The sequence below is a fragment of the Glutamicibacter creatinolyticus genome (assembly GCF_006094275.1).
GTDB lineage: Bacteria > Actinomycetota > Actinomycetes > Actinomycetales > Micrococcaceae > Glutamicibacter > Glutamicibacter creatinolyticus.
The window spans coordinates 413,505-438,113 of record NZ_CP034412.1 but is presented as its reverse complement, the minus strand read 5'-3'; the positions used below and the strand labels follow the sequence as shown (position 1 = coordinate 438,113).

Genomic DNA, 24,609 nt, shown 5'->3' with positions numbered 1-24,609 from the left:
GCGATTAGGGTGCCCCGGACCGGGTTCCTAGCAGCAGCGTCCCTGCGGGTTGCGCTCCTGCCAGTCGGTGTAGTCCTTCCAGAACTCCCGTTCGTTCATCGGTTCCTCGCCCGGATGCTGGCGCCGGTGGTGTTCCAGGTAGTGCTGGTACTTGTCGGCGCCCAACACCCCGTCGACGAACTTCTTGGCCTTGAACAGGCCCTGGACGAATCCCATGTTCCCCTCCCCTAGTGCCCCGCGGCCGGGGTGGTGCCGGTGGCCTCGTGGTAGTCCTTCCACTTCGCCTCCAGTTCCTTCTCCGCCGGCAGGGAGACAATGCCCTGCGGTGCATAGATCTTGGATTCCACGTACGGGTCCTCGGTGTCATCGGCCGCGTTGAGGTTCCGGGCACGCACGGTGGCGATGATCGCGGCTACGATCACGATGACCGAAAGCAGCAGGAACGCCACCGAGAGCCAGCCCTGCACGCCGGTGTTGCGCACGACCGCCTCCATGGCCTCCACGCTCTTGGTGCTGCCCAGGCTGGCTTCCCCGTTGGCCAGCGCTTCCTTGTAGGCGTTGTGGTTGGCGAAGTAGCCGACCTTCACGTCGGTGGAGAAGATCTTCTGCCAACTGGCAACGAACGTGATCACGACGGTGAAGGCCAGCGGCAGCACGACCACCCAGAGGTGCTTGAAGTTTCCGCGCTTGGCCACGATGGTCATCACGATCGCCAGGGCGATCGCCGCCAACAGCTGGTTGGAGATGCCAAACAGCGGGAAGAACGTGTTGATCCCGCCCAGCGGGTCGGTGACCCCGAGGATCAGGATGTACCCCCAGCCGGCGACCATGATCGCGGTACACAGCCACGCCCCGGGACGCCACGAGGTGTCCTTGAACTTCGGGACGAAGTTGCCGATGGTGTCCTGCAGCATGAAGCGGGCCACACGGGTTCCGGCGTCCACCGCGGTGAGGATGAACAGGGCCTCGAACATGATCGCGAAGTGGTACCAGAAGCCCATCATCGCGGTCCCGCCGAACCACTGGTGCATGATCGTGGCAATGCCCACCGCCAGGGTCGGGGCGCCGCCGGTGCGTGAAACCACCGACTCCTCCCCGACGTGGTTGGCCAGGTCGGTCAGCGTTCCGGGCTCCAGATGCACCCCGGAAAGCCCCAGCGAGTTCACGAACGCCACCGCGGTTTCCACGGTGCCGCCGGTGGCGGCGGAGGAGGCGTTCATGGCGAAGTAGATGCCGCGGTCGATGGAGATCGCGGCGACCAGGGCCATGATGGCCACGAAGGATTCCATCAGCATGCCGCCGTAGCCCAGGAAGCGGGTCTGCTTTTCCTTCTCCACCAGCTTCGGGGTGGTGCCCGAGGAAATCAGGGCGTGGAACCCGGAGAGCGCGCCACAGGCAATGGTGACGAACAGGAACGGGAACAGGCTGCCGGCCACCACCGGCCCATCGGAGCGGGAGGCGAACTCGGACACCACCGGGACGTTGATTTCCGGGCGCACCACAATGATCGCGATCGCCAGCAGGGCGATCACACCGATTTTCATGAACGTGGACAGGTAGTCGCGCGGGGCCAGCAGCAGCCAGACCGGGAGGATCGCGGCGATGAAGCCGTAGATGATGATGGCCCAGGCGATGGTGGTGCGTTCCATGTGGAAGAACTCGGCACCCCACGGGGTTTCGGCGATCCAGCGTCCGGAGATGATGGCGAACATCAGCAGCACGAAACCGATGATGGATACTTCCAGCACCTTGCCCGGGCGGATGAAGCGCAGGTAGATGCCCATGAACAGGGCGATCGGAATGGTCAAGCCCACCGAGTAGACGCCCCAGGCCGATTCACCCAGCGCGTTGACCACGACCAGCGCCAGGATGGCGACGATGATGATCATGATGGCCAGGGTGGCGATCAGGGCGGCGGTGCCGCCGATGACGCCGAGTTCCTCGCGGGCCATCTGGCCCAGTGAGCGGCCGCCGCGGCGCATGGAGAAGAACAGCACCAGGTAGTCCTGCACCGCTCCGGCCAGCACCACGCCGACGATGATCCAGATGGTTCCGGGCAGGTAGCCCATCTGCGCGGCGAGCACCGGGCCGACCAGCGGGCCGGCCCCGGCGATCGCGGCAAAGTGGTGACCAAAGAGCACCCGGCGGTCGGTGGGCACGAAGTCCCGGCCGTTGTTCAGGTATTCGGCCGGGGTGGCGCGGTGGTCATCGGGTTTGGCGATCTTGCGTTCGATGAACTTGGCGTAGAAACGGTAGGCAATCAGGTAGGTGGCCACCGCGGCGAACACGAACCAGATGGCATTGATGGTCTCGCCGCGGGAGAAGGCCAGGACGGACCAGGCCACGGCCCCCAGCAGCGCGATCGCCACCCAGATAATGATCCGCGTCGGGGTCCAGCGGTTCTCCTCGCGCTCGGCCACTTGCGGATCGACCGCTGCCGGCGGCAATGTATGACTGCGACTCATGGCAACTTACCTTTCGAGAGGGTGCGGTGATGATGTGCCCCGTGATCTGGGTGACCCCATGCTATGAAGCGGGTCACCCAGATGTAAACAAATCCACACTACTCCCACGGGGCCGCTGGCCTAGTGCAGCGTTACGACAATCTTTCCCTTGTGCTCTCCGGAGTCGAAGTACTCGTGGGCGGCGGCCAGCTCGTCAAAACCAAAGCTGCGCTCCACATTCAGTTCCAGTGACCGGTCCTGCAGCAGCGGGGTGAGCCGCTGGACGGTGCGGTGCACGATCCCGGCCTTCTCCTCCAGCGGTCGGGAACGCAGCGTGGTGGCAATGATGCGCAGCCGCTTGGAGAGCATCAGTCCCAGGTCGGCTTCGGCCTTGCGCCCACCCTGCAACCCAATGATCACCAGCCGTCCGCCCACGGCGAGCGCCTTGAGGTTCATGGCCAGGTACTTCGCGCCCACTACGTCCAGGATGAGATCCACCCCGGTGCCCTCGGTCAGTTCCTCGACCCGGGTGAGCACATCCTCGGTGGCGTAGTTGATTCCCGCATCCGCACCCAGTTCGGTGCAGTAGGCCAGTTTTTGAGCGCTGGAGGCGGTGACCAGCACCCGTGCCCCCGCCGCCTTGGCCAGCTGGATCGCCATGGAGCCGATGCCGCCGGCGCCGCCGTGGATCAGGATGGTCTGCCCGGAGCGCAGTTCGCCCTGGTCGAAGATGTTCGAGACCACGGTCGAGGCGACCTCCGGCAGCCCGGCGGCCTGGCTCAGGTCCATGTCCTGGGGAACCGGGAAAAGCACCTCGGCCGGTGCGGTGACGTATTCGGCGTAGCCTCCGGAGGCCAGCAGCGCGGCGACCCGGTCTCCGGTGGCCCAGCGTTCCACGTCGGGGCCCAGTGCCTCGATGGTGCCGGCCACCTCCAGGCCCGGGATGTCGCTGGCGCCTGGGGGCGGCGGGTAGACCCCGATCCGCTGCTGCACGTCGGCACGATTCAGGCCAAAGGCGGCGACCTTGATCAGCACTTCCCCGGCCCCCGGCACCGGTTTGCCGCGTTCGACTTTCTCCAGAACTTCCGGTCCCCCGGGCTGTGAGTAAATGTAGGCCTGCATGGTGTGGGACATAGTCAACGATTCCTTTCAGGTCTTGCCGATAGCGTATACTCGTTCCGGTTGGATGGTTGTCCGAGCGGCCGAAGGAGCTGGTCTTGAAAACCAGTGTGCGGTAACCCCGTACCAAGAGTTCGAATCTCTTACCATCCGCACAGGGAAAAACCCCTTGCCTTCCTTCTTACATGGAATGGCAAGGGGTTTTTGTGTTCCCACGCCCGGGCCGGGCGTGGGCAGCGCCGCCGGCGGCACAAGACCGGGATCGGGTGCTAGTCGTAGTCCGGGCCGGCACCCACGCCGACTTCGGCGCCCTGCTGCGAGCGCCGCAGTGACAGGTGGGAGATCCCCAGCCCGCTCAGGCGTGCCAGCTCGTTGACCACCAGGTGCGCATCTCCCAGCGTGCGCGCCGCCGGGTCTTCCACATCCCCGGACTGTGCGGCAATCGCGGTCCCCCACTGCACGGAGGACAGCTGCAGGCCCAGCACGAAGATGCCGCGGTGCACGGTGCCGTCACCGGCCACCAGCCGGTAGGGCTCACCGACCACGTCGAAGCCCGACCCGGGGATCAGTTCCCCATCCGCGTTCTGCCAGTGGAAGGCCCGGGCCACCCGGTCCCCCAACAGCTGTCGCATCAGCCGGGTGTTGTTCTGCAACACGCGGTTGGCTGGCATCATCGATTCGCACAACAGCCGGGCGGTGTACCCCTCGCTGTCCACCCAGGGGGATGAGACGGTGAATTCCCCGGCGAGCGCATCGAATTCAAACCGCGGTTCTGGTCCAGCGAAGGACACGAGTCCGGCACGGGAAAGCGCCAACAGCTGTTCGATGCGTTCCAACGGAGGACCGGAGGCCATTCCCTCCACCAGCGGTTCGAAGCGTCCCTGGATTTCCTCGATCTTCGACTGCTGGTCTATCAGGCCCTGGGCGATCAGGTCCTTGACGACCATCCGTCCGGCGTTCATGGTCAGCACCGCCCAGGAGAGCGGGTCCTGCATGCCGCGCGCACTGCAGTGCGCGTTATGCCGCAGGTACTGGCGCACCGCCTGCTGGTAGTGCTCGTGCGAGGGGAAGCCGATCTCCTCAAAGGGGTGGGCCAGCCCCGGCACATCCAGCCACTGGATCATGGGGAAGCCGGTGATGAAGTCACGCAGCGCAGCCAACCACACCTGGGTGCCCTCGTGGTGTTCGGCGTCCAGGATTTCGGCCACATGGGAGAGGAACTGCTCGGCCGGGATGGGCAGCTGCGCCTCGTGCTCCCGTGCACACTGGCTGTAATAGGCCCAGAGGATGTCCCGATGCAGCAGCGGCCAGATGTCCCGGCTGAACACCAAAGTGGCCTCGGGGTTGTTTCCCCGGGCTTCGGCCACCTGCTGCATCAGCTCCTCGGCCTGCAGGTAATGCAGCGTGATGTCCTCGGGGATGAACCGATCCGTCAAGGGTTTGCCCCAGTAGGGGGTGCCGCGCCGGGAAGCGGCAACCAGTACCGGCTCCTTCCCGGAGGGCAGGTAGTCAAAGCGCTCGCCGGGTACCTGGGAAACCTCACGGAACTGCCCTCCGCGGCCGATCGTCAGTTCGGCCATGGCGTCGAAGAAGTTCAGGCCCATCCCACGCAGCAGTGCGGGCTTGCCGGCGGAGAACTTCGAGTAGTCCACATCCAGCGGGATGCTCGGGCCAATATAGGTGGTCCCGGCCTGTTGGGCCTGCTCTGCCAGCACCTTCTGCTGCGGGTTCAGGTCCGCTGCCTGGTGCCCCAGGGCCAGCACCACCGCATCGGCCCGCAACTCGTGCCGCTGGTCGCTCCCGGGGGTTTCATAGCTCACCCGGTAGGTGGCCTCGCGGGGATCCACCGCCACCACTTCACCGCGGATGAATTCGTAGTCAACATCCGGGTGCCCGGTGAGTACCGCCGCGCACCGGTCGTAGACATGCTCAAGATACCGGCCGTACAGGGCGCGGGTGGGGTAGGTCCCCGATGAGGTGTTCTGCAGTTCGGCTTGCTGCCCCTGGCTCAGGTTGGCACCGTCCCCATGGCGCTGCACGAACTGGGCAAAGCTGAGTCCCGGTTCGCTGTCCTGCCGGTCAGGGGCGACAGTGGGAAAGGAAGCGGGCGTATTCATCCAGAAATTGGGTGACTGGCTTGAGTCCCACACATGTCCAGAGCCTGGCCGGTAGGCATCAAGCACAATGACACGCAGTTGCACAGCCAGCCGGCCGGTGTTGGCCACCATGCTGGCAAGGCGCTCGACCGTGCTGGTGCCGCGGGGGCCGGCGCCAATAATGGCTACTGCGAACGTTGCTTTGGTGTCATCTCGTTGGGTACTCACCCTCCAAGATTATTCTGTTTCCGGCCTAGACTGGGGCACATGGACCGAAGCGCAACCCAGCAACCGCCCGTTGATCACACCGAATCCCTTGACTGGCTTGAGGGAATCCATGACGAGAAGGCCCTTGAATGGGTCCGGAAACAGAACGCCGTCACCGAAGGCGAGCTCTATGACGCCAACTTCGAGGCCACCACGCAACGGATCCAGCAGGTACTGGACGCCACCGACAAGATCCCCATGGTCACCAAGCGGGGCGAGTACTACTACAACTTCTGGCGGGACGCCGATCACCGCTTGGGCGTATGGCGGCGCACCGACTGGCAGTCCTACCGCAGCTCCAACCCTCGATGGCAGGTGCTGATCGACTTTGACGACTACGCGCGGAATCAGGAACAGGACTGGCATTTCGCCGGCGCACAGCTGCTGCGCCCCGGGGCGGGCGAGCCGTACCGACGCGCCCTGATCCGGATGAGCCCCGATGGCGGGGACCAGGTGATGATCCGGGAATTCGACCTGGCATCCTTGGAGTTCGTGCCGGACGGATTTGAGCTGCCGGTGGCCAAGACCTCGGTCTCCTGGGTGGATGAGGACACCATCTTGGTGGCCAGCGCGACCAACGAACAGGATACGACCCGTTCCACCTACGCCCGCTGCACACGCCGTTTGAAGCGGGGACAGCAGCTGGCGGCGGCCGAGAGCATTTTCGAAGTCGACGTGGAACACGTGGGCGGCTGGGCACATTTCGATTCGACACCGGGTTTTGAACGCATTGTCACCACCGACGCCATTGACTTCTACAACTCGGTGACTGGGGTGATTTGGGATGATACCCACCAGATCATCAAGGTTCCCACCGATGTTCGGGTCCTGTTGCACCGCCAATGGGTGCTTTTCGCGCCACAGACCGATTGGAACCAGCAGGGCACGGTCGTACCGGCCGGAGCATTGGCCATCACCGAACTGTCCAGCTTCCTTGATTCCGGCGATCCGGGCACCCTGGTCTTCACCCCGGATGAGCACACCTCGCTTGAGTCCTTCTCCTTCACCGCAGGCCACCTGCTGATCACGCTCCTGCGGGATGTGGCCAGCGAAGTACAGGTTGTCGACCTGGATTCCGGGTTTGCGAGCAGTACCCTGCCGGTTCAGGGTGACTTCCTCTCCGTGTCGGTCAGCGCCGTGGATGACGAGGATGAGCAGGCCGGTGAGGACTACTGGATGACCGTCACCGGTTTCACCCAGCCCACCACCTTGCTGCGCGGACGAGTTGGTGGGCAGGCCGAGGTCATCAAGCGCTCACCGGAGCGCTTTGATTCCGCCGGATTGAGCGTGACCCAGCATTTCGCGGTATCCGCGGACGGCACCCGGGTGCCGTATTTCCAGGTCGCTGATGAGCAATTGGTACTGGACGGAAAGAACCCGGTACTGATGGACGGCTATGGAGGGTTCCAGGTCAGCCTCACCCCGGGCTACAGCCCGTCCCTGGGCACCGCATGGTTGAATCGCCGCACTGCGCAGGGACGCCGCGCCGTGTACGTGTTGACCAACATCCGTGGCGGGGGCGAGTACGGCCCGAAGTGGCACCGTGCGGCGTTGCAGCAGAACCGGCACCGCGCGTATGAAGACTTTGCGGCCATTGCCGAGGACTTGGTGGCACGAAAGGTCACCAGCCGTTCGCACCTTGCCGCGACCGGCCGTTCCAATGGCGGTTTGCTCATGGGCAATATGATCACCGGGTACCCCCAGTTCTTCGGCGCCATCTCCTGCGGTGTTCCCCTGCTGGACATGAAGCGCTACACCCGGCTTTCGGCCGGCCACTCCTGGATCGCCGAGTACGGAGACCCGGAGATTCCGGAACAATGGGAATACGTGCGCACCTTCTCACCGCTGCACCGGCTGGATGATCAGCCGCATCCGGCGCAAGACTATCCGAAGTCCCTGATCTGGACGACGACGACCGATGACCGGGTTGGCCCCGTACAGGCACGCAAGATGGCAGCTCGCATGCTGGAGAAGGGGATCTCCTCCACGCGTTACCACGAGCCGGAAGACGGAGGTCATGCCGGTTCCACCGACAATGCGTCTACCGCCCGCATGTTGGCCACCAGCTACGAGTTCCTATGGCGTGCGATACAGTAGCGTGCGGCCGTTTTGTTTCCAGCCAGCAATTTCGATAAGCTTTATTTTGCTGGAAACAGCGGATGGACACGTGCCAGAGCGGCCGAATGGACTTCACTGCTAATGAAGGGTCGGGGTTAAACTCGACCGGGGGTTCAAATCCCCCCGTGTCCGCCAAAAACCCCCTAGTAAACTAGGGGGTTTTTCGTTTGCCAAGATGCATTTCACAGATTCTGCGAGGTAGGTCTCAAGCCTCTGACAGGTTTGATTTTCCTAGTGCACGCTGGGCTGCAGCAGGCATTCACTCTCGTTCAGCTTTACCCGTCCGTTGAAGGCGCTGCAGACCTATGACGATTTCTGCCGGTAAACAGCGGTGGGGCCGGAGCCGACCCCTTGGTCGACTCCGGCCCCACCGGTTCAAAATTTAATACTGGTTTACTTCAGGTCACGCTTCACGTCGTGTGCCGCGTCCTTGACCTCTTCGCCGGCCTTCTTGGCCTTGGCGCCGGCCTGGTCCTTCAGACCCTCGGCCTGCATGTCCTGGTTATCAGTCGCATCGCCGAGCTTTTCCTTGGCCTTGCCCGAGAGGTCCTGGGCCTGGTTCTTGATCTTATCTCCGAGTCCCATGTACTTCCCCTTTCCGTAGCGATCTCACACACCGTGCGGTGCGTTGATATGTACGACGCTAGTGAGGGCGCTATGGGCCTGCAACCGGAAATCGGTGACTCACATGAAACTCCAAGAAGATGTTCGAGAAGTTATCTGCCACCGTGAATGCGCGTCTATTCCTCACGCTTGACGAAGGAACGGAGCATGTTCTGGACTATGTCCGCGGGCAGTGAGGTGTGCTTGACGATGATGGAACTCATCTTTTCCAGGTCGGTGCGCGCGATCGCGTCAAAGAGCTCCTCGCGTTCTGATTCCGGCAGGTCCGCGGCGTCAAAGTAGACCGGGCCGTCCGGGCCCTGCCCCTCAAAACGGAAGTCGGCCACGTTCCCGGTGCCCTCTCCCCCGGCCATCGGTGAAGTGGCGATCATGCGCTCCAAATCCTCCACCGGAAGCATGGTGTGCTCGTGCAGGATCTGGGCTGCCCCGGCCGTATCGCCGTCGCGCAACATCGAGAAGAGCTGGTCGTACTCGTTCGGCGGCAGCTTCTCGCTGGAGAACTCATGCTGTTCGCCATCCACCTCGTAGGCCAGCTTGAAATGAGTGGAACTGGGGGTGCGATCCGATCCAAATTTTTCGTTCCATTCGGTGGGCACCACCCAAGTTTCATCATCGGGCAGCGACTGGATGTCCCCGGTATCCGCAGTGCGCGGCACCTCGATGCCCGCCCCGGTGTCATCACCCGGCAAATCAGCGGCGGGTTCCTTCGAACCCGGCAAGTCTTCGGCGTTTGCGTCCTGGTCGCTTCCATCCTTGGGGGCTTCAGCCACGGCCACGTCGCGCGCCGCCGGGGGCAGATCCGAACTATCCTGGTGCGGTTCGGCATCCAGCTCCGGAATCGATGCGGGGCCACCGGCCTGCGGGTAGGCGTCAAGGCTGCGCACGGCGATCACGCATTCCTTTACGCTGGCTCCGGTCTTGGCACGGTACTTCTGCACCGCGGCCATGACATCCCCCTTGGCCAGGTCCCGGTAGATCGACTTGCGTGATTCCTCATCCAGCTTGGCCGCGGCAGCCTGGGCAGCTTCACGGCTAACCGACTGGGAGATCTGCTCCATATTGCGCTTGCGCACGGACTGCAGCCAGAAGAACCCCGCTACCAGGACAAAGATGACCACGACGAGCCAGATGAGGATTTCCATGCTTCCAGCGTACTTCCTTTCCCTGCCCGTTCACCCGGCTATGCCCAAAGTGAAAGGCAATACACCGGGAGCTCCCGCAATCCGCAAGGCACGGCCCGCCATCGCCAGTGACCAGCGCGAATCGCACAGGTCATCGACCAACAGCACCGGTCCCGGCGCCGAGGAGAGCAGGGCCTCCATGTCCGCGGGAATGTCAAAGGCATCGGCCACCTCGGCCACCCGGAACGCCGAGTTGCCTCCGGCTCCCCCCTCGGCCGGGGCTGTGCGGTACTGCAGCTGACCCAGGTAGCGCAGCTGGCCCAGTTCGGCCAGGCGGTAGGCCAGGGAGCCGACCAGCTGGGGACGGGCCCGCGAGGGCATCGCCACCACCCCGACGGGCCGGGTCTGCCAGTCCCATTCGGCCAGCACCTTCACGCAGGCCTGCAGCAGGGCGTCATTGATTGGTGCGTCGGTGGGATCGGCGAACAGTTGGCGCAGCCGGTTGCCCCAGCCCAGGTCGGTCAGCCTGGCCAGGGCCCGGCCCTCCTGGACCTGTTCGTCAACCGGGATCTTGCCCTTGAGCGAATGCCCCAGCCGGTCCATCCCGGACGGGTAGGCCTTACGGGGTTCGATCGGCACCCCTACGCGGCCCAGTGCCGCCTGCGCGGAGTCCTTCGCGGTGTCCGGGATGTGATCGTCATACCAGGGCCCGGCGCAGCGGTCGCACCGTCCGCACGGTTCGGACTGCGGGTCATCCAGGGTGCGGGTCAAGAACTCCATCCGGCAGCCGGTGGTGTTCTCATAGTCCTTCATCAGGTTCTGCTCATGCACCCGGCTCTGGGCGACCCGGCGGTAGCGTTCGGCGTCATAGGACCAGGGCATGTCGGTGCGCATCCAGCCGCCGGCCACCCTTTCCACCGCCCCGTCCACGGCCAGTACCTTCAGCAGCAGCTCCAGCGGGGTGCGTCGCAGGTTTACGGCGCTTTCCAGGGCCGGCACACTCATGGGGCCATCGGTCGCGGCCAGCGTGGAGAGCACCTGCCCGGCCCGCTGTTCGTCGGGCATCGAGCTGGTGGCGAAGTACTCCCAGATCTCGGCGTCCTCCACCCCGGGCAGCAGCAGCACGTCCGCGTTGATGCTGCCGCGTCCGGCACGGCCCACCTGCTGGTAGTAGGCCACCGGGGAACTGGGCGCGCCCACGTGGATCACGAAGCCCAGGTCCGGCTTGTCAAAGCCCATGCCCAGCGCGCTGGTGGCCACCAGCGCCTTGACCTGATTGGCCTTCAGCGCCGCCTCCAGCCGCTCGCGCTGCTCCAGATCCGTGCGCCCGGTGTAGGCCGCGACCTCGTGCCCGGCTTCGCGCAGCATCCGGGCAATGTCCTCGGCCGCCGAGACGGTGAGCGTGTAGATGATCCCGGAGCCCTGGAAGTCCTCAATGTGGCTCAGCAGCCAGGCCAGGCGCATGCGCGGGGAGGCGAGCTTGAGCACTCCAAGGCGCAGCGAGTCGCGGGCCAGGGTGCCGCGCAGCGTAAACACTTCCTGGCCGCCCACCGCCAGCTGCTCGGCCACGTCCTGCACCACGCGCGAGTTGGCGGTGGCGGTGGTGGCCAACACCGGCAGCCCCTGCGGCAGACGGGAAATCAGGTCCCGGATGCGACGGTAGTCCGGGCGGAAGTCATGCCCCCAATCGGAGATGCAGTGCGCCTCGTCGATCACCAACAGGCCCATGCGCTGGATCAGCACCGGCAACTGGTGTTCACGGAAGGAGGGGTTGTTCAGCCGCTCCGGGGAGACCAGCAGCACGTCCAGCTCGTCACGCTGCAGCTGGTCCAGGATTTCACGCCATTCCAGGACGTTGGCCGAGTTGATCGCCGCGGCACGCACCCCGGCCCGCTCCGCGGCGGCGACCTGGTCGCGCATCAGCGCCAGCAGCGGGGAGACGATCAGGGTCGGCCCGCGGCCCATGGCCCGCAGCAGCAGGGAGGAAACGAAGTAGACCGCCGACTTGCCCCAGCCGGTGCGCTGCACCACCAGGGCGCGGCGCTGCTGGGCGACCAGGGCGGAGATCGCCTCGAACTGTCCAGGATGGAACTCGGCCTGCGGGTGCTGGACCAGCGCCCGCAGCTTCTCCAGTGCCAGTTCCTTTAATTCGGTCTGCTGTAGCTGCGCCATGCCCCCAGTATTCCAGCAGCCTCCGACCTTTTGCGCTTCTGCCCGGGCACCGGCGTGCGCACGATCCTGCCCAGGGCGAAACTGTTAGCGAACTCCTATGCCCGTACCGCCCCAGGACAGGGCATTGGGCCCGGCATCCCGGTAGTGTGAGGTGCGTGAGTGCAGAGATTGATCTTAAGCAGTGCTTCAAGGCGTACGACGTGCGCGGCGTGGTGGGACAGACCATCAACGAGGAAGCCGTGGAAGCCATTGGCGCAGCGTTCGTCGATGTTTTGGGACTAGGCGGACGCGAGGTCCTGGTGGGCGGGGACATGCGTCCTTCCAGCGCAGACTTTTGCCAGGCCTTCGCCCGCGGGGCGACCTACCGCGGGGCCAACGTGAAGATGCTCGGCTTGATCTCCACCGACGAGCTGTACTTCGCCGCCGGCAAGCACAACGCCGCCGGGGTGGTCTTCACCGCCAGCCACAACCCGGCCCAGTACAACGGCATCAAGATGTCCAAGGCCGGGGCCGTGCCGATCTCCTCCGAGACCGGGCTGTATGACATCCGTGATGTGGCCCAGGGGTACCTCGATGAGGGCCTGCCGGTCTCCGGGGACGCTCCCCAGGGCACGATCAGCGAACTGGACGTGCTGGGCGACTACGCCGCCTACCTGCGTGAGCTGGTGGACCTGTCCCAGATCCGCCCGCTGAAGATCGTGGTGGATGCCGGCAACGGGATGGCCGGGATGACCACCCCGGCCGTGCTGGGAGATGCGGTGCTGCCCGGCCTGCCGCTGGAAATCATTGACCTGTACTTTGAGCTGGATGGCACCTTCCCGAACCATCCGGCCAACCCGCTGGAGCCGGAGAACCTGAGGGACCTGCAGGCCGCGGTGCTCCAGCACGGTGCGGACATGGGCTTGGCCTTCGACGGGGATGCGGACCGCTGCTTCGTCATTGACGAAAAGGGCGAACCGCTCTCCCCCTCGGCCATCACCGCGCTGGTGGCGGTGCGTGAAATCGCCCGCGTCCAAAAGGACGGGGAACAGACCCCGACCATCATCCACAACCTGATCACCTCCAAGGCGGTCCCGGAGTTCGTGACCCGGGCCGGGGGCAAGCCGGTGATGACCCGGGTGGGCCACTCCTTCATCAAGGCCGAGATGGCCCGCCAGGGCGCGGTCTTCGGTGGCGAGCACTCGGCGCACTACTACTTCCGGGACTTCTTCAACGCCGACACCGGGATGCTGGCGGCCATGCACGTATTGGCGGCCCTGGGTTCCCAGCCGCTACCATTGTCAGAATTCGGCGCGGAATACGAGCCCTACACCGCCACCGGGGAGATCAACTCCGAGGTGGAGGACAAGCAGGGGGCCGTGGACCGGGTGCTGGAGCATTTCGCCGGCCAGCCGGTGGTGGTGCAGCGCCTTGATGGAACCACCATCAGCGCGCAGGATGGTAGCTGGTGGATCAACCTGCGTCCCTCCAACACCGAACCGTACCTGCGGTTCAACGGCGAGGGGGCGCAGGCCTCGGTGATCACCCCCATCCGGGACACCGTGCTGGGCATTGTGCGGGAAAACGCCAAAACGAAGTAAGCGACCGAAACGAAGCAAGCGGACGAGGAAATAGAGGACGAGACCATGAATTTTGACGAACTCGATGACTCGGTCAAGGAAGCCCTGAACAAGGTGCTGGGTACGGCGTTGGGTGTGGCTCGCGAGCAACTGGAGGAGCAGGGCGTCTTCCTGCCCTTCGCGATCGGCCTGGAACCGCAGAGCGGGGCCGAGGAGCCGGAGCTGCGTCTGCTGGCGGTGCCGCCGACCGAGAACCCCGATGACCCGGAAGCCGATATCGACACCGAGGCCATGGCCGCGGACCTGGTTCAGGTGCTGAACCAGGAGGGCGCGAACTTCGCGGCCGTGGCCATCACCTCCGATGTGCTGCTGGCCGAGGACAACCGCGACGCGATCCATGTGGTGGCCGAGCACAAGGCCGGCGCCGCGCTGGCAATTGTCCAGCCCTACACCATGCCCGATGAGCCCGGCGGCACCTGGCACTTCGAGGACCCGGTGGCCGAACCGGCGGACATGTCGCTGTTCGCCCAGGACGCCCAGTAGCCACCGGCCCCCGCCCAGCGGCCCGGACCTAGTGATGGATCAGCAATGAGACTCAGCGCCTATACCGACGTGTGCCTGCGCACCTTGATGGTGCTTGGCGCGCACGGTGTCGGCCAGCTGACCACCCGGCAGATCGCCGAACTGATCCACGTGCCGTACAACCACGTCACCAAGGCCGTGGCCGAGCTGGGCGGCCTCGGGGCCCTGGAGGTGACCCGAGGCCGGCACGGTGGGGCCAGCATCACCGAACAGGGTCTGCAGATGAATCTGGGCTCCTTGCTGCGCACCCTGGACTGGCGTGAAGATGTGGTGGACTGCACAACCCACGACGCCGCCCATGACTGCCCGATGGTCGGCGGATGCCGGTTACGCGGCGCGTTGCGCCAAGCCAGAGACGCTTTCTACGCTTCTTTGGACAACCTGACGGTGGCCGATGTGGTCTCCGCTTCCCCGGCGCTGACGCGCCTTCCCTTCCCCCAAATCCGTCCCAGCGGCACCCGTTAGCCAGCTGCCGGGCGTCACGGACTTGCCAATCAGTTCTACGTCGCGTAGAACTTAAGATGTAAATCTTGCATATGGGATGCAAGATAAACCGCCACAAGGAGACCCGATGCTTTCCACTCAATCCCGCCCGGTCATCGAAGCCACCCTGCCGATCATCGCCGAGCGGATTTCCAGCATCACCCCGAACTTCTACAACCGCATGTTTGCCGCGCGTCCGGACCTGCTGGATGGATACTTCTCCCGCTCGAACCAGAAGAACGGCAAGCAGCAGCAGGCGCTGGCCGGTTCCATCGCGGTCTTCGCCTCGCACCTGCTGAACAACCCCGACACCCTGCCCGAGACCATGCTGGCGCGCATCGCCCACAAGCACGCCTCGCTGGGCATCGTTGAGGAACAGTACCCGATCGTTTACGAACACCTGTTCGCCGCCATCGCCGAGAACCTCGGGGACGCCCTGACCCCGGAGATCGCCGACGCCTGGTCCGAGGTCTACTGGCTGATGGCCCACGCGCTGATCAAGATCGAGAAGGGCCTGTACGCCAAGCAGGTCAACGACCACTACTACAGCCTGTGGACCCTGACCGGGCGGGAGGAAACCGCGCCGGGCTCGGTGACCTTCACCTTTGAGCCGGCCGATGACACCCCGGTCACCCCCGCCGAGCCGGGCCAGTTCATCTCGCTGCGCATGCCGATGGCCGACGGCGTCCGCCAGGTCCGCCAGTACACCCTCTCCGGCAATGTCGCCGACACCTCCCGGCGCACCGTGACCGTGAAGCTGGATCCGAATGGTGAGTTCACCCCGATCCTGCACACCCAGCTGAAGGTTGGGGACACCATTGAGATTTCCAACCCCTACGGCGACCTGGTCATCGACCACTCCGGTGAGCCGCTGGTGATCGCCACCGCCGGCATTGGCTGCACCCCGAGCGCCGCCGCCCTGGCCACCCTGGCCGAGAGCAACTCACAGCGTTCGATCACGGTGCTGCACGCCGACCAGGAAGCCGACACCTGGGCCCTGCGCGCCCAGATGGTCGAATCCGTGGAGAAGCTGCCCAACGCGACCCTGACCACCTGGTTCGAGCGCGGCGAGCTGCCCACCGATGTGAAGAGCACCGCCGGCCTGATGAACCTGAACAATGCCGAGTTCGACCCGAATTCCCACGTCTACCTGTGCGGTCCACTGCCGTTCATGCACGCAGTGCGTGGACAGGCACTGGCTGCAGGCATTCCGGCCGAGCGCATCCACTATGAGGTCTTCGGACCGGATGTGTGGCTGGCCGTCTAGCCACAACACCGCACTCTGGCAGTCCAACGGATCATGGGGGTCCGCTGAGCCGCACGGGTACCAGGCGCGTCCGCGACAGCGGGCGCGCCTTTTCCCTTGTCCCCCGGCCCAGGCCACCGGGGCCGGGGCCCGGATCCCTACTTGCCCTGGGCCGGCTTGGCTGCGGCGGGGTCCACGAGCCGGGTGTGGACCTTGCCCTCAGTGACCCAGCGGCGGACCACGGAGTTGAAGAACACCGGATCCTCGATGTTCCACTGGTGGTGCAGGTTCGGAACCAGGCGGGTGACCGCCTGGGGCAGCAGGGTCTGCAGCGGCGCGAAGGAGCGCTGAACCACCTTCGGCTCCTTCGCCCCGGCCAGGATCAGCACCGGGCCGGTGAAGGCCGTCAGGTTCGCCGGCAGCCCTCCCGGGTCCAGCTCGTCCATGATGGCGCGCAGGTTGGCCGGTTTCAACGCCAGGCCGTGGGAGGCGAACAGGTCGCGTTCGTCATCGACCATGCCGTGCGCGCCGGCCTGGAAACGCCAGTACCATTCGTTGCCCAGCAGTTTGAGCTGCATCCGGCTCAACGCCCGGGCCGGGGCGGGCACCCCGGCCACCGGGGTGCCGGTGATCATCAGGGATTCCACCAGTTCCGGGTGGCGGGCGGCCACGTGCAGGGCGATCACCCCGCCCAGGGACATCCCCACCAGGTGCACCCCGCCCTCGGCGACCTCATCGGCGATCAGCGCCGCCACGTCATCGGCCGCGGACTCCAGTCCCTGCCAGGGCTCCTCGCTGCGGGCCCCGAACGCCGGAAGGTGCAGGGTGAGGATGTGGAAGTCCCCCAGCGCCAGCACCTGCGGGTCCCAGGACCAGTTGCCGACGTTGCCGCCATGCAGGAACACAATGGTTTGCGGGGTCTGGTTGCCGCTGTGGCGCCGCACCGGATGCACCTCCGGGTAGTCGCCCGGCCCCTTGCCGTCGACCCGGGTGGGGGTGGCGGGCCTGGCGGCGGCAGCCGGCTTCGCCGTCGCGCCGGTGCCGGACTTGTCCGCCAGTGGGCCGGCCTGCGGCCTGCGCCCGAACCCCTGCCCGGCAAGCAGCCGGCCGTTTTTGACCTTGTCGGCCAGGTGGCTCAGCGCGGATCCCTCACGGCTGGGGCCGCTCGGGTACTTGACCACGCCCGGACGCTGCCCGGTGCCCGGCTTGGGTTGTTCACCGATCGGTTCACCGGCCCTGAGCTTGCCGTCCTTGGCCGCCTGCGCTGGGGCGGAGCTGTTCACCGGGTCGGTGGGCTTGGGCCGCGGCTCGGCGGCCGGCTGCTTCGAGCCCTCCTGTGCCGCCTTGCTCTTCGCCGGCTTGCTCTTCGCTGGCTTGGTCGGCGACGACTTCTGGGGTGCCGGCTTCGGCCCATCGGCGGCCTGCTGACCCGAGTCCTTCGCGGTGGGGACGTTGGCGGCCGGTTTTTCCTTCACCGGCTCCTTTGCTGCGTCCGGCTTTGCCGCACTCGCCTTGGCGGCAGCTGTCTTGTCTGCCGCGTCTTGGGGCCGGTTGCCCTTGGCCTGGTTGCCTGCGGCGGTGGCGCCCTTGGTCTGCGGCGCTGCCTGCTGAGGTTTACCCTCGGCTGGCTGCCTAGTGCCGGTCTGTTGCCCGGCCGCCGTTGGCTGCTCGCCGGCGGGCTGGCCGGTCGGTTTCTTCTGGTTCGGGCCCAGGCCCTCGGGGTTCTTCTTATCAGTCATGGCAGGTACTCCATTACCGCGTCGAGCCATTCAATTTCGGCCACCTGCTGGCGGATGGCGTGATCCAAGGTGGCGGCCATCAGGAAGCTGCGCCGGTCGGCGGCCGCACGCATGTCGATGCCCTCCCGCTGGGAGAGGTAGTCATCCAGGGTGGACTGGGTCTGATCCCGCCGGGTGGCCAGCAGATCCTGGATTTCCTCGCGTTCCAGTTCCGCGGCGAAGAACACCTGGCCCATGAACGGGTCGCGTTCGGTGCCGCGGGCCACCCCGTCCCCCAGCCACTGGCGCAGCGCCTGGCGGCCCTCGGGAGTGATGTGGTGTTCCTGGCGATCCGGGTAGTTGCTTTGCGGCACGGTGCGCACCGTGGCGTAGCCCTTGTCCACCAGCTGAGCCAGTGTGCGGTAGATCTGCGCCTTGTCGGCGTTCCAGAAGTGGTTGATGGAGGAGTCAAAGTGCTTCTTCAGCTCGTAGCCGGTCATCGGCGACAAGCACAACAACCCGAGGATCAATCGCGCCAAAACCATGTGACTATACTTTCACAGGTAGGGGAGTTTGCACCCACCGGTGCGCCGTGAGCGCAACGAATTCTTTACTCAGGCTCAAGTCGGAGCGCATCCTCCATCCGTCCTCCGGCTCCCCGGGATGTGACGTCCCGCCCCGTCCCAAAGGAGTGAGCTGTTGTCCACGAACAAAAATGCGTCGGCGTTGGCCCCGGCGCACCCCGGCGCGCGGGCGGCACTGTATGTGCTGATCGGCTCGCTGGGGATCCAGCTCTCCTCCGTCGTGTCCGCGAGCATGTTTGATTCGCTGGGCTCCCCGGCAGTCAGCTCGTTGCGCCTGGTGCTGGCAGCGCTGATGCTGCTGGCCTTCTTCCGTCCCCGGCTCACCGGGCGCAGTGCCCGGCAGTGGGCAGCCATTTCCGGCTACGGGATCGCGATGGCAGCGATGAACCTGCTGCTGTACAAGGCCATTGAGCATCTGCCGCTGGGGATCGCGGTGACCCTTGATTTCCTGGGTCCGGCCATTGTGGCGTTGGTGCTCAGTCGGCGCGTGCGCGAGGCCTTGTGGGCATTGCTGGCCCTGGCCGGCGTGATCCTGATAGCCGGGCCCGGCGGCTATTTCGATCTGCTGGGCTTCGCCTTCGGTCTGGGTGCCGGACTGTGCTTTGCCCTGTATACGCTGCTGGCGGAAAAGGTCGGCAAACAGGATTCGGAGTCGATTTCCTCCCTGGCCCTGTCAGTCGCGGTTGCGGCGCTGGTCAGCCTGCCCTTCGGGGTTCCACGGGTGGCGGAGGTCTCCGGGGGACAGTGGATGATGCTGGCGCTCAGCGCGCTGATCGGGGTGGCCATCCCCTACGCGGTGGACACCCTGGCGGCCCGGATTTCCTCGGCCCGCGTGATTGGCACCCTGTTCGCCATTGACCCGGCCATGGGCACGCTGATCGGGTGGCTGCTGCTGGATCAGGCCCTGTCGCCGGTGGCGCTGGCGGGCATTGGGCTGGTTGCGCTGGCCGGGGCGTGCGTGGCCTGGCTGGAGGGCCCCAACGCCACGGCCTCCAATCCCCCGGCTTCCGGTGACCCCGTGGGTGCCCGAACGGGCGCTTGGTAACCTGCCAGGCCGGCCGCGGTCCCCGACCAGGGCCACATTTAGAATGGCAGATATGTCATCTTCCCCCTCCGCCTCCCGGCTGACCGCTGCCCTGTTTATGGTGATCGTGCTGTTGGGCACAACCGGGCCGCTGGCCACGGACATGTACCTGCCCTCTTTCCCGGCAATGCAGGACGAGTTCTCCACCACCGCCTCGGGGGTGCAGCTGACGCTGACCACCTTCCTGATCGGGATGGCGCTGGGGCAGCTGCTGTGGGGCGCGTTCTCCGACCGCTGGGGACGGACCATTCCGCTGCGCTACGGAACGCTGTTGTTCGTGCTGGCCTCGATCGGTGCCGCGCTGGCCCCGAGCCTGCCCACGCTCATTGCCGCACGCGGCATCCAGGGCGTGGGTGCTGCGGCGGGCCTGGTGATTTCAAAGGCCATCGTTTCCGACGTCACCTCCGGGCCGCGCACCGCACGCATCTTTTCGATCCTGATGACCATCGGCGGGGTCGCTCCGGCGGTCGCCCCGATCCTGGGTGCCGCGGTAGCCCATGCCGGGGGCTGGCGCGCGGTGCTGTGGGTGCTGGCCGGGGCGGCGGGGCTGATGGCCCTGGGCTCGTTTGCGGTGGTGCGTGAAACCCACCCGGCCGCGGCCCGTTCCACCGGGGCACTGTTCGGGCCATTGGGGACGGTGCTGACCCAGCGCCGGTTCGTGGGCTACATGGTCCAGTTCGCGGCGACTTTCGGAGCGATGATGGCCTACATTTCGGCTTCCCCGTTCCTCTACCAGAACGTCATGGGATTCAGCCCCACCGGTTACGCCCTGTGCTTTGGCGTCAATTCACTGGGCCTGATTCTTTCCGGCCTGATCTCCGCCCGGTTGGCGCTGCGGGTCCCCTTGCGCCGCACCGTGGGGGTGGCCCTGGTGATCCTGCTGGTTTCCAGCCTGGTGATGCTCACCCTGGTGTTTTCCGGGGTGCGCTCCCCCATCCTTGCGGTGGTGATCTTCTTTATGGTGGCTCCCGTTGGCCTGGTCATGGGCAACACCACCGGCCTGGCCCTGGAGGAGGTGCGACGCACCTCGGGCAGCGGTTCGGCTGCGCTGGGTTGCGCACAGTTCCTGGCCGGCGCACTGGTCAGCCCGCTGGTGGGGCTGGGCGGGGAAGATTCCCCGGTCGCGTTCTCGGTGACCGCACTGGTTGGGCTGCTCCTGGCGCTGGGCGCCTACTGGTCCACCGCCGACGCGCGGCATCGCCCCCGCCGGGGCTAGCTCCCTGCCCTCTTTCCGGCCCGGGCTTGTGCTCCCCGGGAACTTGGCGCCCCGGGAACTTGCCGGTGGATGAGCGCTTAAAACACCTACCCCGCGGAATCAATGATTCTTCCGCAGGGTAGGTGTTTTGTCCGGGAGCCGGATTAGGCGCTCAGGCGCTCCTTCAGGCCGTCAAGTTCGGCGCGCAGCGAGTCCGGCAGTGCCTCACCGAACTTGGCGTACCATTCCTCGATGCTCTCGACTTCCTCGAGCCATTCCTGGGTGTCAACCTTCACGGCGACCTCCACGTCATCCGAGGTGAAGCCTTCCAGGCCGGTCAGGTCCAGGGAATCACCGGTCGGCACGTAGCCCACGGCGGTTTCCTTGGCCTCGGCGGTGCCCTCGATGCGCTCGATGACCCACTTCAGCACGCGGGAGTTGTCCCCGAAGCCGGGCCACGCGAAGCCACCCTCGGCGGTGCGGCGGAACCAGTTGACCAGGAAGATCTTGGGCATCTGTTCCGGGTTCAGCTTCTGCGAGATGCGGTCCCAGTGGTTCAGGTAGTCACCGGCGTTGTAGCCGATGAACGGCAGCATCGCCATGGGATCGCGGCGCACCACGCCGGTGGCCCCGGAGGCGGCGGCGGTGGTCTCCGAGGAGAGGGTCGAGCCCATGAAGATGCCGTTGGTCCAGGTGCGGGCCTCGGTCACCAGCGGGATGGTGGTCTTGCGGCGGCCGCCGAAGAGGATCGCATCGATCTTCACGCCGTCCGGGGAGTAGTATTCCTCGGCGAGCATATCGACCTGGTCGATCGGGGTGCAGAAGCGGGAGTTCGGGTGGGCGGCCTTGCGCCCGGAATCCGGGGTCCAGTCATTGCCCTTCCAGTCGATCAGGTGGGCTGGGGCCTCGTCGGTCATGCCTTCCCACCACACGCCGCCCTCATCGGTCAGCGCGACGTTGGTGAAGATCGAGTTGCCCTTGGTGATGGCGCGCATGGCGTTCGGGTTGGTGGACCAGCCGGTGCCCGGGGCGACGCCGAACAGGCCGTACTCCGGATTCACGCCGCGCAGTTCACCGTTCTTGCCCGGACGCATCCAGTTGATGTCATCGCCCAGGGTTTCGGCCTTCCAGCCGTCGATGGTCGGATCCAGCAGCGCAAGGTTGGTCTTGCCGCAGGCCGAGGGGAACGCGGCAGCGATGTTGTAGGACTTGCCCTGCGGGCTGGTCAGCTTCAGGATCAGCATGTGCTCGGCCAGCCAGCCTTCGTCGCGGGCCATCGCCGAGGCGATGCGCAGCGAGTAGCACTTCTTGCCCAACAGCGCGTTGCCGCCGTAGCCCGAACCGTAGGACCAGATGGAGCGCTCCTCGGGGAAGTGCACGATCCACTTCTCCTCGTTGCACGGCCAGGCCACGTCCTTCTGTCCCGGCTCCAGCGGGGCACCGACGGTGTGCATGGCCGGAACGAAGAAGGCGTCCTCGGCTTCCATCTTGCGCAGGACCTCATCGCCGATCTTGGCCATGATGCGCATTGAGGCGACCACGTAGGCCGAGTCGGTGATTTCCACACCGTAAGCAGGCTGCTCGGCATTCAGCGGTCCCATGACGAACGGGATGACGTACATGGTGCGTCCACGCATGGCGCCATCGAACAGTCCGGTCAGGCGCTCCTTCATGACCTTCGGGTCTTCCCAGTTGTTGGTGAAGCCCGAGTCCTCCTCCTTTTCGGAGCAGATGAAGGTGCGCTCCTCGACGCGGGCCACGTCGGCCGGGTCGGAGAAGGCCGCGTAGGAGTTCGGGAAGTTCGGGTCGGTGAGCTTGACCAGGGTGCCGGCTTCAACCAGCTCGCCGCACAGGCGGTCGTTCTCTTCCTGGGAGCCATCAACCCAATAGATACGATCAGGCTTCGTCAGTGCCGCAACCTCCTCAACCCAAGCCGCCAACTTCGCGTGGGTGGTCGGTGCTGCATCGAGTACGTTCTGATCGGAGCTGGTGCTCATTATCCATTCCCTCCATTGGGCTGAACTTGCAATAGTTCAAGGCTAGGGGGTCAACGTTTTCGGCCGCTTGTGACCCAAGCCGCAGAATCCGGGGATGGTCAACATGGTTAGAATAAAAACACCGTGAATTCGGGGAAGATTGGTGCACCAACCAGCTTTTACTGTGACGAAGGTCACGTAGACCGGTACCCTTTTTCGGTCCTCAATAAAAGTAAAAAACCAAGATATCAGTGCCCCGCCGAGCCAATTTGGAGGCCGGGCGGTTGGCCTGTATAGTTATTCGAGGTTCGCACCTGCGGGCCAAATAAAAGAATACGCGCCCATAGCTCAGCTGGATAGAGCGTCTGTCTACGGAACAGAAGGTCAGGGGTTCGAATCCCTTTGGGCGCACCAGCAAATCCCGGAACATCGCAACGGCGAGTTCCGGGATTTTTTGTTCCCGTTCTCAACTTCCACTGCGGCCCATCCCGGCCCAGCCACCCGGGCGCCCTCGCTCCGCCCCGTCGGATCCTGTCACATCTTTCTCGCGCCAAGCGAGGAACCCGGGCCCACGCACTGGACTGGAGGACGTGGATGTGAATCGCGGCACTTTGAACCGTTCCGGTTCGCGAGCCCGCCTTCGCCCGTGTATAGTTATTCAAGTCGTCACGACGACAACAACTCAATAAGCGCCCATAGCTCAGCTGGATAGAGCGTCTGTCTACGGAACAGAAGGTCAGGGGTTCGAATCCCTTTGGGCGCACAGGTTCAAGAATCCCGGGAAGCTTTCAAGCTCCCGGGATTCTTGCTTTTAACCTAACTCCCCTGCTCCCCGCTGCCGCTCCGACCCGGGAGCGCTTGTCCGGCTGGCTTTGATCCCCTTATTCCATTCAGGCATTGGCGCTTGGTACCGCCTCCGCATTCACGAAACCAAGGGGCGGTCATGTCCCAGAGCCATCTGAAGCTGTTCTCTTCTTTGTTGCGTCATCTTCGAGCACACTTCAGAGCCCGAACGTATCGTGGAGGATTAACACTTCAGGGCTTGACTGCTCGCCGCCAAGGAGGAACGTTCCATGATCATTGCCGTGCCCAAGGAATCAAAGAACAACGAGCACCGGGTGGCGATCACCCCGGCCGGCGTTGCCGAATTCGTTGCCCACGGCCACGAAGTGGTCATCGAAACCCAGGCGGGCATCGGCTCGGGCATCAGCGACGAGCAGTACAGCCAGGCCGGCGCCCGCCTGGTTCCAGATGCGGCTGCGGCCTTCGAAGCCGGAGAACTGGTGCTCAAGGTCAAGGAGCCAACGCCCAGCGAATACCCGCTGCTGCGCGAGAACCAGGTCCTTTTCACCTACCTGCACTTGGCCGCCTCCCGGGAATGCACCGACGCCTTGCTCACCGCGGGAACCACCGCGGTCGCCTATGAAACGGTCACCCGGGGTCGGACGCTGCCGTTGTTGGCGCCGATGAGCGAAGTCGCCGGGCGGCTGGCGGCGCAGATCGGTTCCGTCACCCTATTGCATCCATCGGGTGGCTCCGGGATCCTCATGGGCGGGGTGCCCGGCACCCGCCCGGCCAAGGTCGTGGTCATCGGTGGTGGCGTAGCCGGCGAGAACGCCGCGGTGGCCAGTGCCGGACTTGGCGCCGACGTCACCGTCATTGACGTGAACCTGGCCCGGCTCAAGGAAATCGACACCACCCACGCCGGACGCGTCAAGACCCTCGCGTCCACCAAGCTGGCCATCGCCGAGCAGGTCGCCGACGCGGACCTGGTGATTGGCTCGGTGCTGATCCCCGGAGCCGCAGCACCGAAGCTGGTGACCCTGGACATGGTTCAGCGGATGCGTCCGGGCTCGGTGCTGGTGGATATCGCGATTGATCAGGGCGGCTGCTTCGAAGGCTCGCGGCCCACCACGCATGACGATCCGACCTTCAAGGTCCACGATGCACTGTATTACTGCGTGGGCAACATGCCCGGCGCCGTGCCGCAGACGTCGACGGCGGCCCTGACCAACGCAACCCTGCCCTACGCCCTGCGCATCGCGAACAAGGGTTGGGCGCAGGCCATGCGGGAAGACGAGGGCCTGGCCAACGGCCTGAACACCCACGCCGGAAAGCTGACCCTGGAATCGGTAGCCACCGAGTTTGGCTACCAGTACACTCGGAGCCAAGAGCTGCTGTCCGATAGCTAAGGGACCGCGTTCGGACGTAGTGCCGCAGC

Annotated in this window: 18 protein-coding genes and 4 tRNA genes; 12 read left to right on the top strand and 10 right to left on the bottom strand. The window is 65.1% G+C overall.

Features of this window, described 5'->3' with window-relative positions:
• Nucleotides 1-27 precede the first annotated feature (27 nt).
• The 3 genes from GcLGCM259_RS02075 to GcLGCM259_RS02065 form a co-directional block, all read right to left on the bottom strand.
• Nucleotides 28-216, bottom strand: coding sequence for a YbdD/YjiX family protein (locus GcLGCM259_RS02075; protein ID WP_138925617.1), 189 nt, complete (start codon nucleotides 214-216; stop codon nucleotides 28-30).
• Nucleotides 217-227: 11 nt separating this feature from the next.
• Entirely contained in the window at nucleotides 228-2,465 is a 2,238-nt protein-coding gene (locus GcLGCM259_RS02070) for a carbon starvation CstA family protein (RefSeq protein ID WP_138925616.1), read from the bottom strand.
• A gap of 120 nt (nucleotides 2,466-2,585) precedes the next feature.
• Nucleotides 2,586-3,566: an NAD(P)H-quinone oxidoreductase gene (locus GcLGCM259_RS02065; RefSeq protein WP_138927141.1), complete on the bottom strand. Its 981-nt coding sequence runs from the start codon at nucleotides 3,564-3,566 to the stop codon at nucleotides 2,586-2,588.
• Nucleotides 3,567-3,628: 62 nt separating this feature from the next.
• Here GcLGCM259_RS02065 and GcLGCM259_RS02060 point away from each other — a divergent pair.
• A tRNA-Ser gene (locus tag GcLGCM259_RS02060) sits at nucleotides 3,629-3,716 on the top strand.
• Nucleotides 3,717-3,832: 116 nt separating this feature from the next.
• Here GcLGCM259_RS02060 and GcLGCM259_RS02055 read toward each other — a convergent pair.
• The gene (locus GcLGCM259_RS02055) at nucleotides 3,833-5,791 is read right to left on the bottom strand and encodes an FAD/NAD(P)-binding protein (protein WP_246049839.1); all 1,959 of its coding nucleotides are present in this window, start codon (nucleotides 5,789-5,791) and stop codon (nucleotides 3,833-3,835) included.
• Nucleotides 5,792-5,926: 135 nt separating this feature from the next.
• Here GcLGCM259_RS02055 and GcLGCM259_RS02050 point away from each other — a divergent pair, with 135 nt between their 5' ends.
• The gene (locus tag GcLGCM259_RS02050; protein ID WP_138925614.1) at nucleotides 5,927-8,023 is read left to right on the top strand and encodes a prolyl oligopeptidase family serine peptidase; all 2,097 of its coding nucleotides are present in this window, start codon (nucleotides 5,927-5,929) and stop codon (nucleotides 8,021-8,023) included.
• A 64-nt stretch (nucleotides 8,024-8,087) separates the two neighbouring features.
• Nucleotides 8,088-8,179, top strand: a tRNA-Ser gene (locus GcLGCM259_RS02045).
• A 258-nt stretch (nucleotides 8,180-8,437) separates the two neighbouring features.
• Here GcLGCM259_RS02045 and GcLGCM259_RS02040 read toward each other — a convergent pair.
• The 3 genes from GcLGCM259_RS02040 to GcLGCM259_RS02030 all read right to left on the bottom strand — a co-directional run bounded on the left by GcLGCM259_RS02040 (nucleotide 8,438) and on the right by GcLGCM259_RS02030 (nucleotide 11,961).
• Nucleotides 8,438-8,629, bottom strand: a complete 192-nt coding sequence (locus GcLGCM259_RS02040; RefSeq protein ID WP_054821052.1) for a CsbD family protein — start codon at nucleotides 8,627-8,629, stop codon at nucleotides 8,438-8,440.
• A 155-nt stretch (nucleotides 8,630-8,784) separates the two neighbouring features.
• Nucleotides 8,785-9,810, bottom strand: coding sequence for an ICP22 family protein (locus GcLGCM259_RS02035; protein WP_138925613.1), 1,026 nt, complete (start codon nucleotides 9,808-9,810; stop codon nucleotides 8,785-8,787).
• 30 nt (nucleotides 9,811-9,840) lie between these two features.
• Nucleotides 9,841-11,961, bottom strand: a complete 2,121-nt coding sequence (locus GcLGCM259_RS02030; RefSeq protein ID WP_138925612.1) for a RecQ family ATP-dependent DNA helicase — start codon at nucleotides 11,959-11,961, stop codon at nucleotides 9,841-9,843.
• A 155-nt stretch (nucleotides 11,962-12,116) separates the two neighbouring features.
• Here GcLGCM259_RS02030 and GcLGCM259_RS02025 point away from each other — a divergent pair, with 155 nt between their 5' ends.
• The 4 genes from GcLGCM259_RS02025 to GcLGCM259_RS02010 all read left to right on the top strand — a co-directional run bounded on the left by GcLGCM259_RS02025 (nucleotide 12,117) and on the right by GcLGCM259_RS02010 (nucleotide 15,852).
• A complete protein-coding gene (locus GcLGCM259_RS02025) occupies nucleotides 12,117-13,541 on the top strand; it encodes a phosphomannomutase/phosphoglucomutase (protein ID WP_138174958.1) in 1,425 nt (474 codons plus the stop codon).
• Between the two features lie 45 nt (nucleotides 13,542-13,586).
• Nucleotides 13,587-14,063 carry a hypothetical protein gene (locus GcLGCM259_RS02020; RefSeq protein WP_138925611.1) on the top strand — a complete coding sequence of 159 codons (477 nt, stop codon included), beginning with the start codon at nucleotides 13,587-13,589 and terminating at the stop codon, nucleotides 14,061-14,063.
• Nucleotides 14,064-14,108: 45 nt separating this feature from the next.
• Complete coding sequence (locus tag GcLGCM259_RS02015; protein ID WP_138174962.1) at nucleotides 14,109-14,567, top strand: RrF2 family transcriptional regulator; 459 nt, start codon at nucleotides 14,109-14,111, stop codon at nucleotides 14,565-14,567.
• A gap of 106 nt (nucleotides 14,568-14,673) precedes the next feature.
• Nucleotides 14,674-15,852, top strand: a complete 1,179-nt coding sequence (locus GcLGCM259_RS02010; protein WP_054821411.1) for a globin domain-containing protein — start codon at nucleotides 14,674-14,676, stop codon at nucleotides 15,850-15,852.
• Between the two features lie 137 nt (nucleotides 15,853-15,989).
• On the opposite strand, the gene GcLGCM259_RS02005 is transcribed toward GcLGCM259_RS02010, so the two are convergent.
• Nucleotides 15,990-17,570, bottom strand: a complete 1,581-nt coding sequence (locus tag GcLGCM259_RS02005) for an alpha/beta fold hydrolase (RefSeq protein ID WP_175419297.1) — start codon at nucleotides 17,568-17,570, stop codon at nucleotides 15,990-15,992.
• Nucleotides 17,567-18,094, bottom strand: coding sequence for a PadR family transcriptional regulator (locus GcLGCM259_RS02000; RefSeq protein ID WP_054821049.1), 528 nt, complete (start codon nucleotides 18,092-18,094; stop codon nucleotides 17,567-17,569). The genes GcLGCM259_RS02005 and GcLGCM259_RS02000 overlap by 4 nt, the downstream gene beginning before the upstream one ends.
• A 154-nt stretch (nucleotides 18,095-18,248) precedes the next feature.
• Here GcLGCM259_RS02000 and GcLGCM259_RS01995 point away from each other — a divergent pair, with 154 nt between their 5' ends.
• On the top strand, nucleotides 18,249-19,178 hold the full coding sequence (locus GcLGCM259_RS01995; protein WP_246049692.1) for an EamA family transporter: 930 nt from the start codon (nucleotides 18,249-18,251) through the stop codon (nucleotides 19,176-19,178).
• A 52-nt stretch (nucleotides 19,179-19,230) separates the two neighbouring features.
• Entirely contained in the window at nucleotides 19,231-20,433 is a 1,203-nt protein-coding gene (locus GcLGCM259_RS01990; protein ID WP_175419296.1) for a multidrug effflux MFS transporter, read from the top strand.
• A 143-nt stretch (nucleotides 20,434-20,576) separates the two neighbouring features.
• Here GcLGCM259_RS01990 and GcLGCM259_RS01985 read toward each other — a convergent pair whose 3' ends face one another.
• Nucleotides 20,577-22,409: a phosphoenolpyruvate carboxykinase (GTP) gene (locus GcLGCM259_RS01985; protein ID WP_138925608.1), complete on the bottom strand. Its 1,833-nt coding sequence runs from the start codon at nucleotides 22,407-22,409 to the stop codon at nucleotides 20,577-20,579.
• A 316-nt stretch (nucleotides 22,410-22,725) separates the two neighbouring features.
• Here GcLGCM259_RS01985 and GcLGCM259_RS01980 point away from each other — a divergent pair.
• The 3 genes from GcLGCM259_RS01980 (at nucleotide 22,726) to ald (ending at nucleotide 24,580) form a co-directional block, all read left to right on the top strand.
• A tRNA-Arg gene (locus tag GcLGCM259_RS01980) sits at nucleotides 22,726-22,802 on the top strand.
• Nucleotides 22,803-23,077: 275 nt separating this feature from the next.
• A tRNA-Arg gene (locus GcLGCM259_RS01975) sits at nucleotides 23,078-23,151 on the top strand.
• 310 nt (nucleotides 23,152-23,461) lie between these two features.
• Nucleotides 23,462-24,580: an alanine dehydrogenase gene (gene ald / locus GcLGCM259_RS01970; RefSeq protein WP_138925607.1), complete on the top strand. Its 1,119-nt coding sequence runs from the start codon at nucleotides 23,462-23,464 to the stop codon at nucleotides 24,578-24,580.
• Nucleotides 24,581-24,609: the final 29 nt, after the last annotated feature.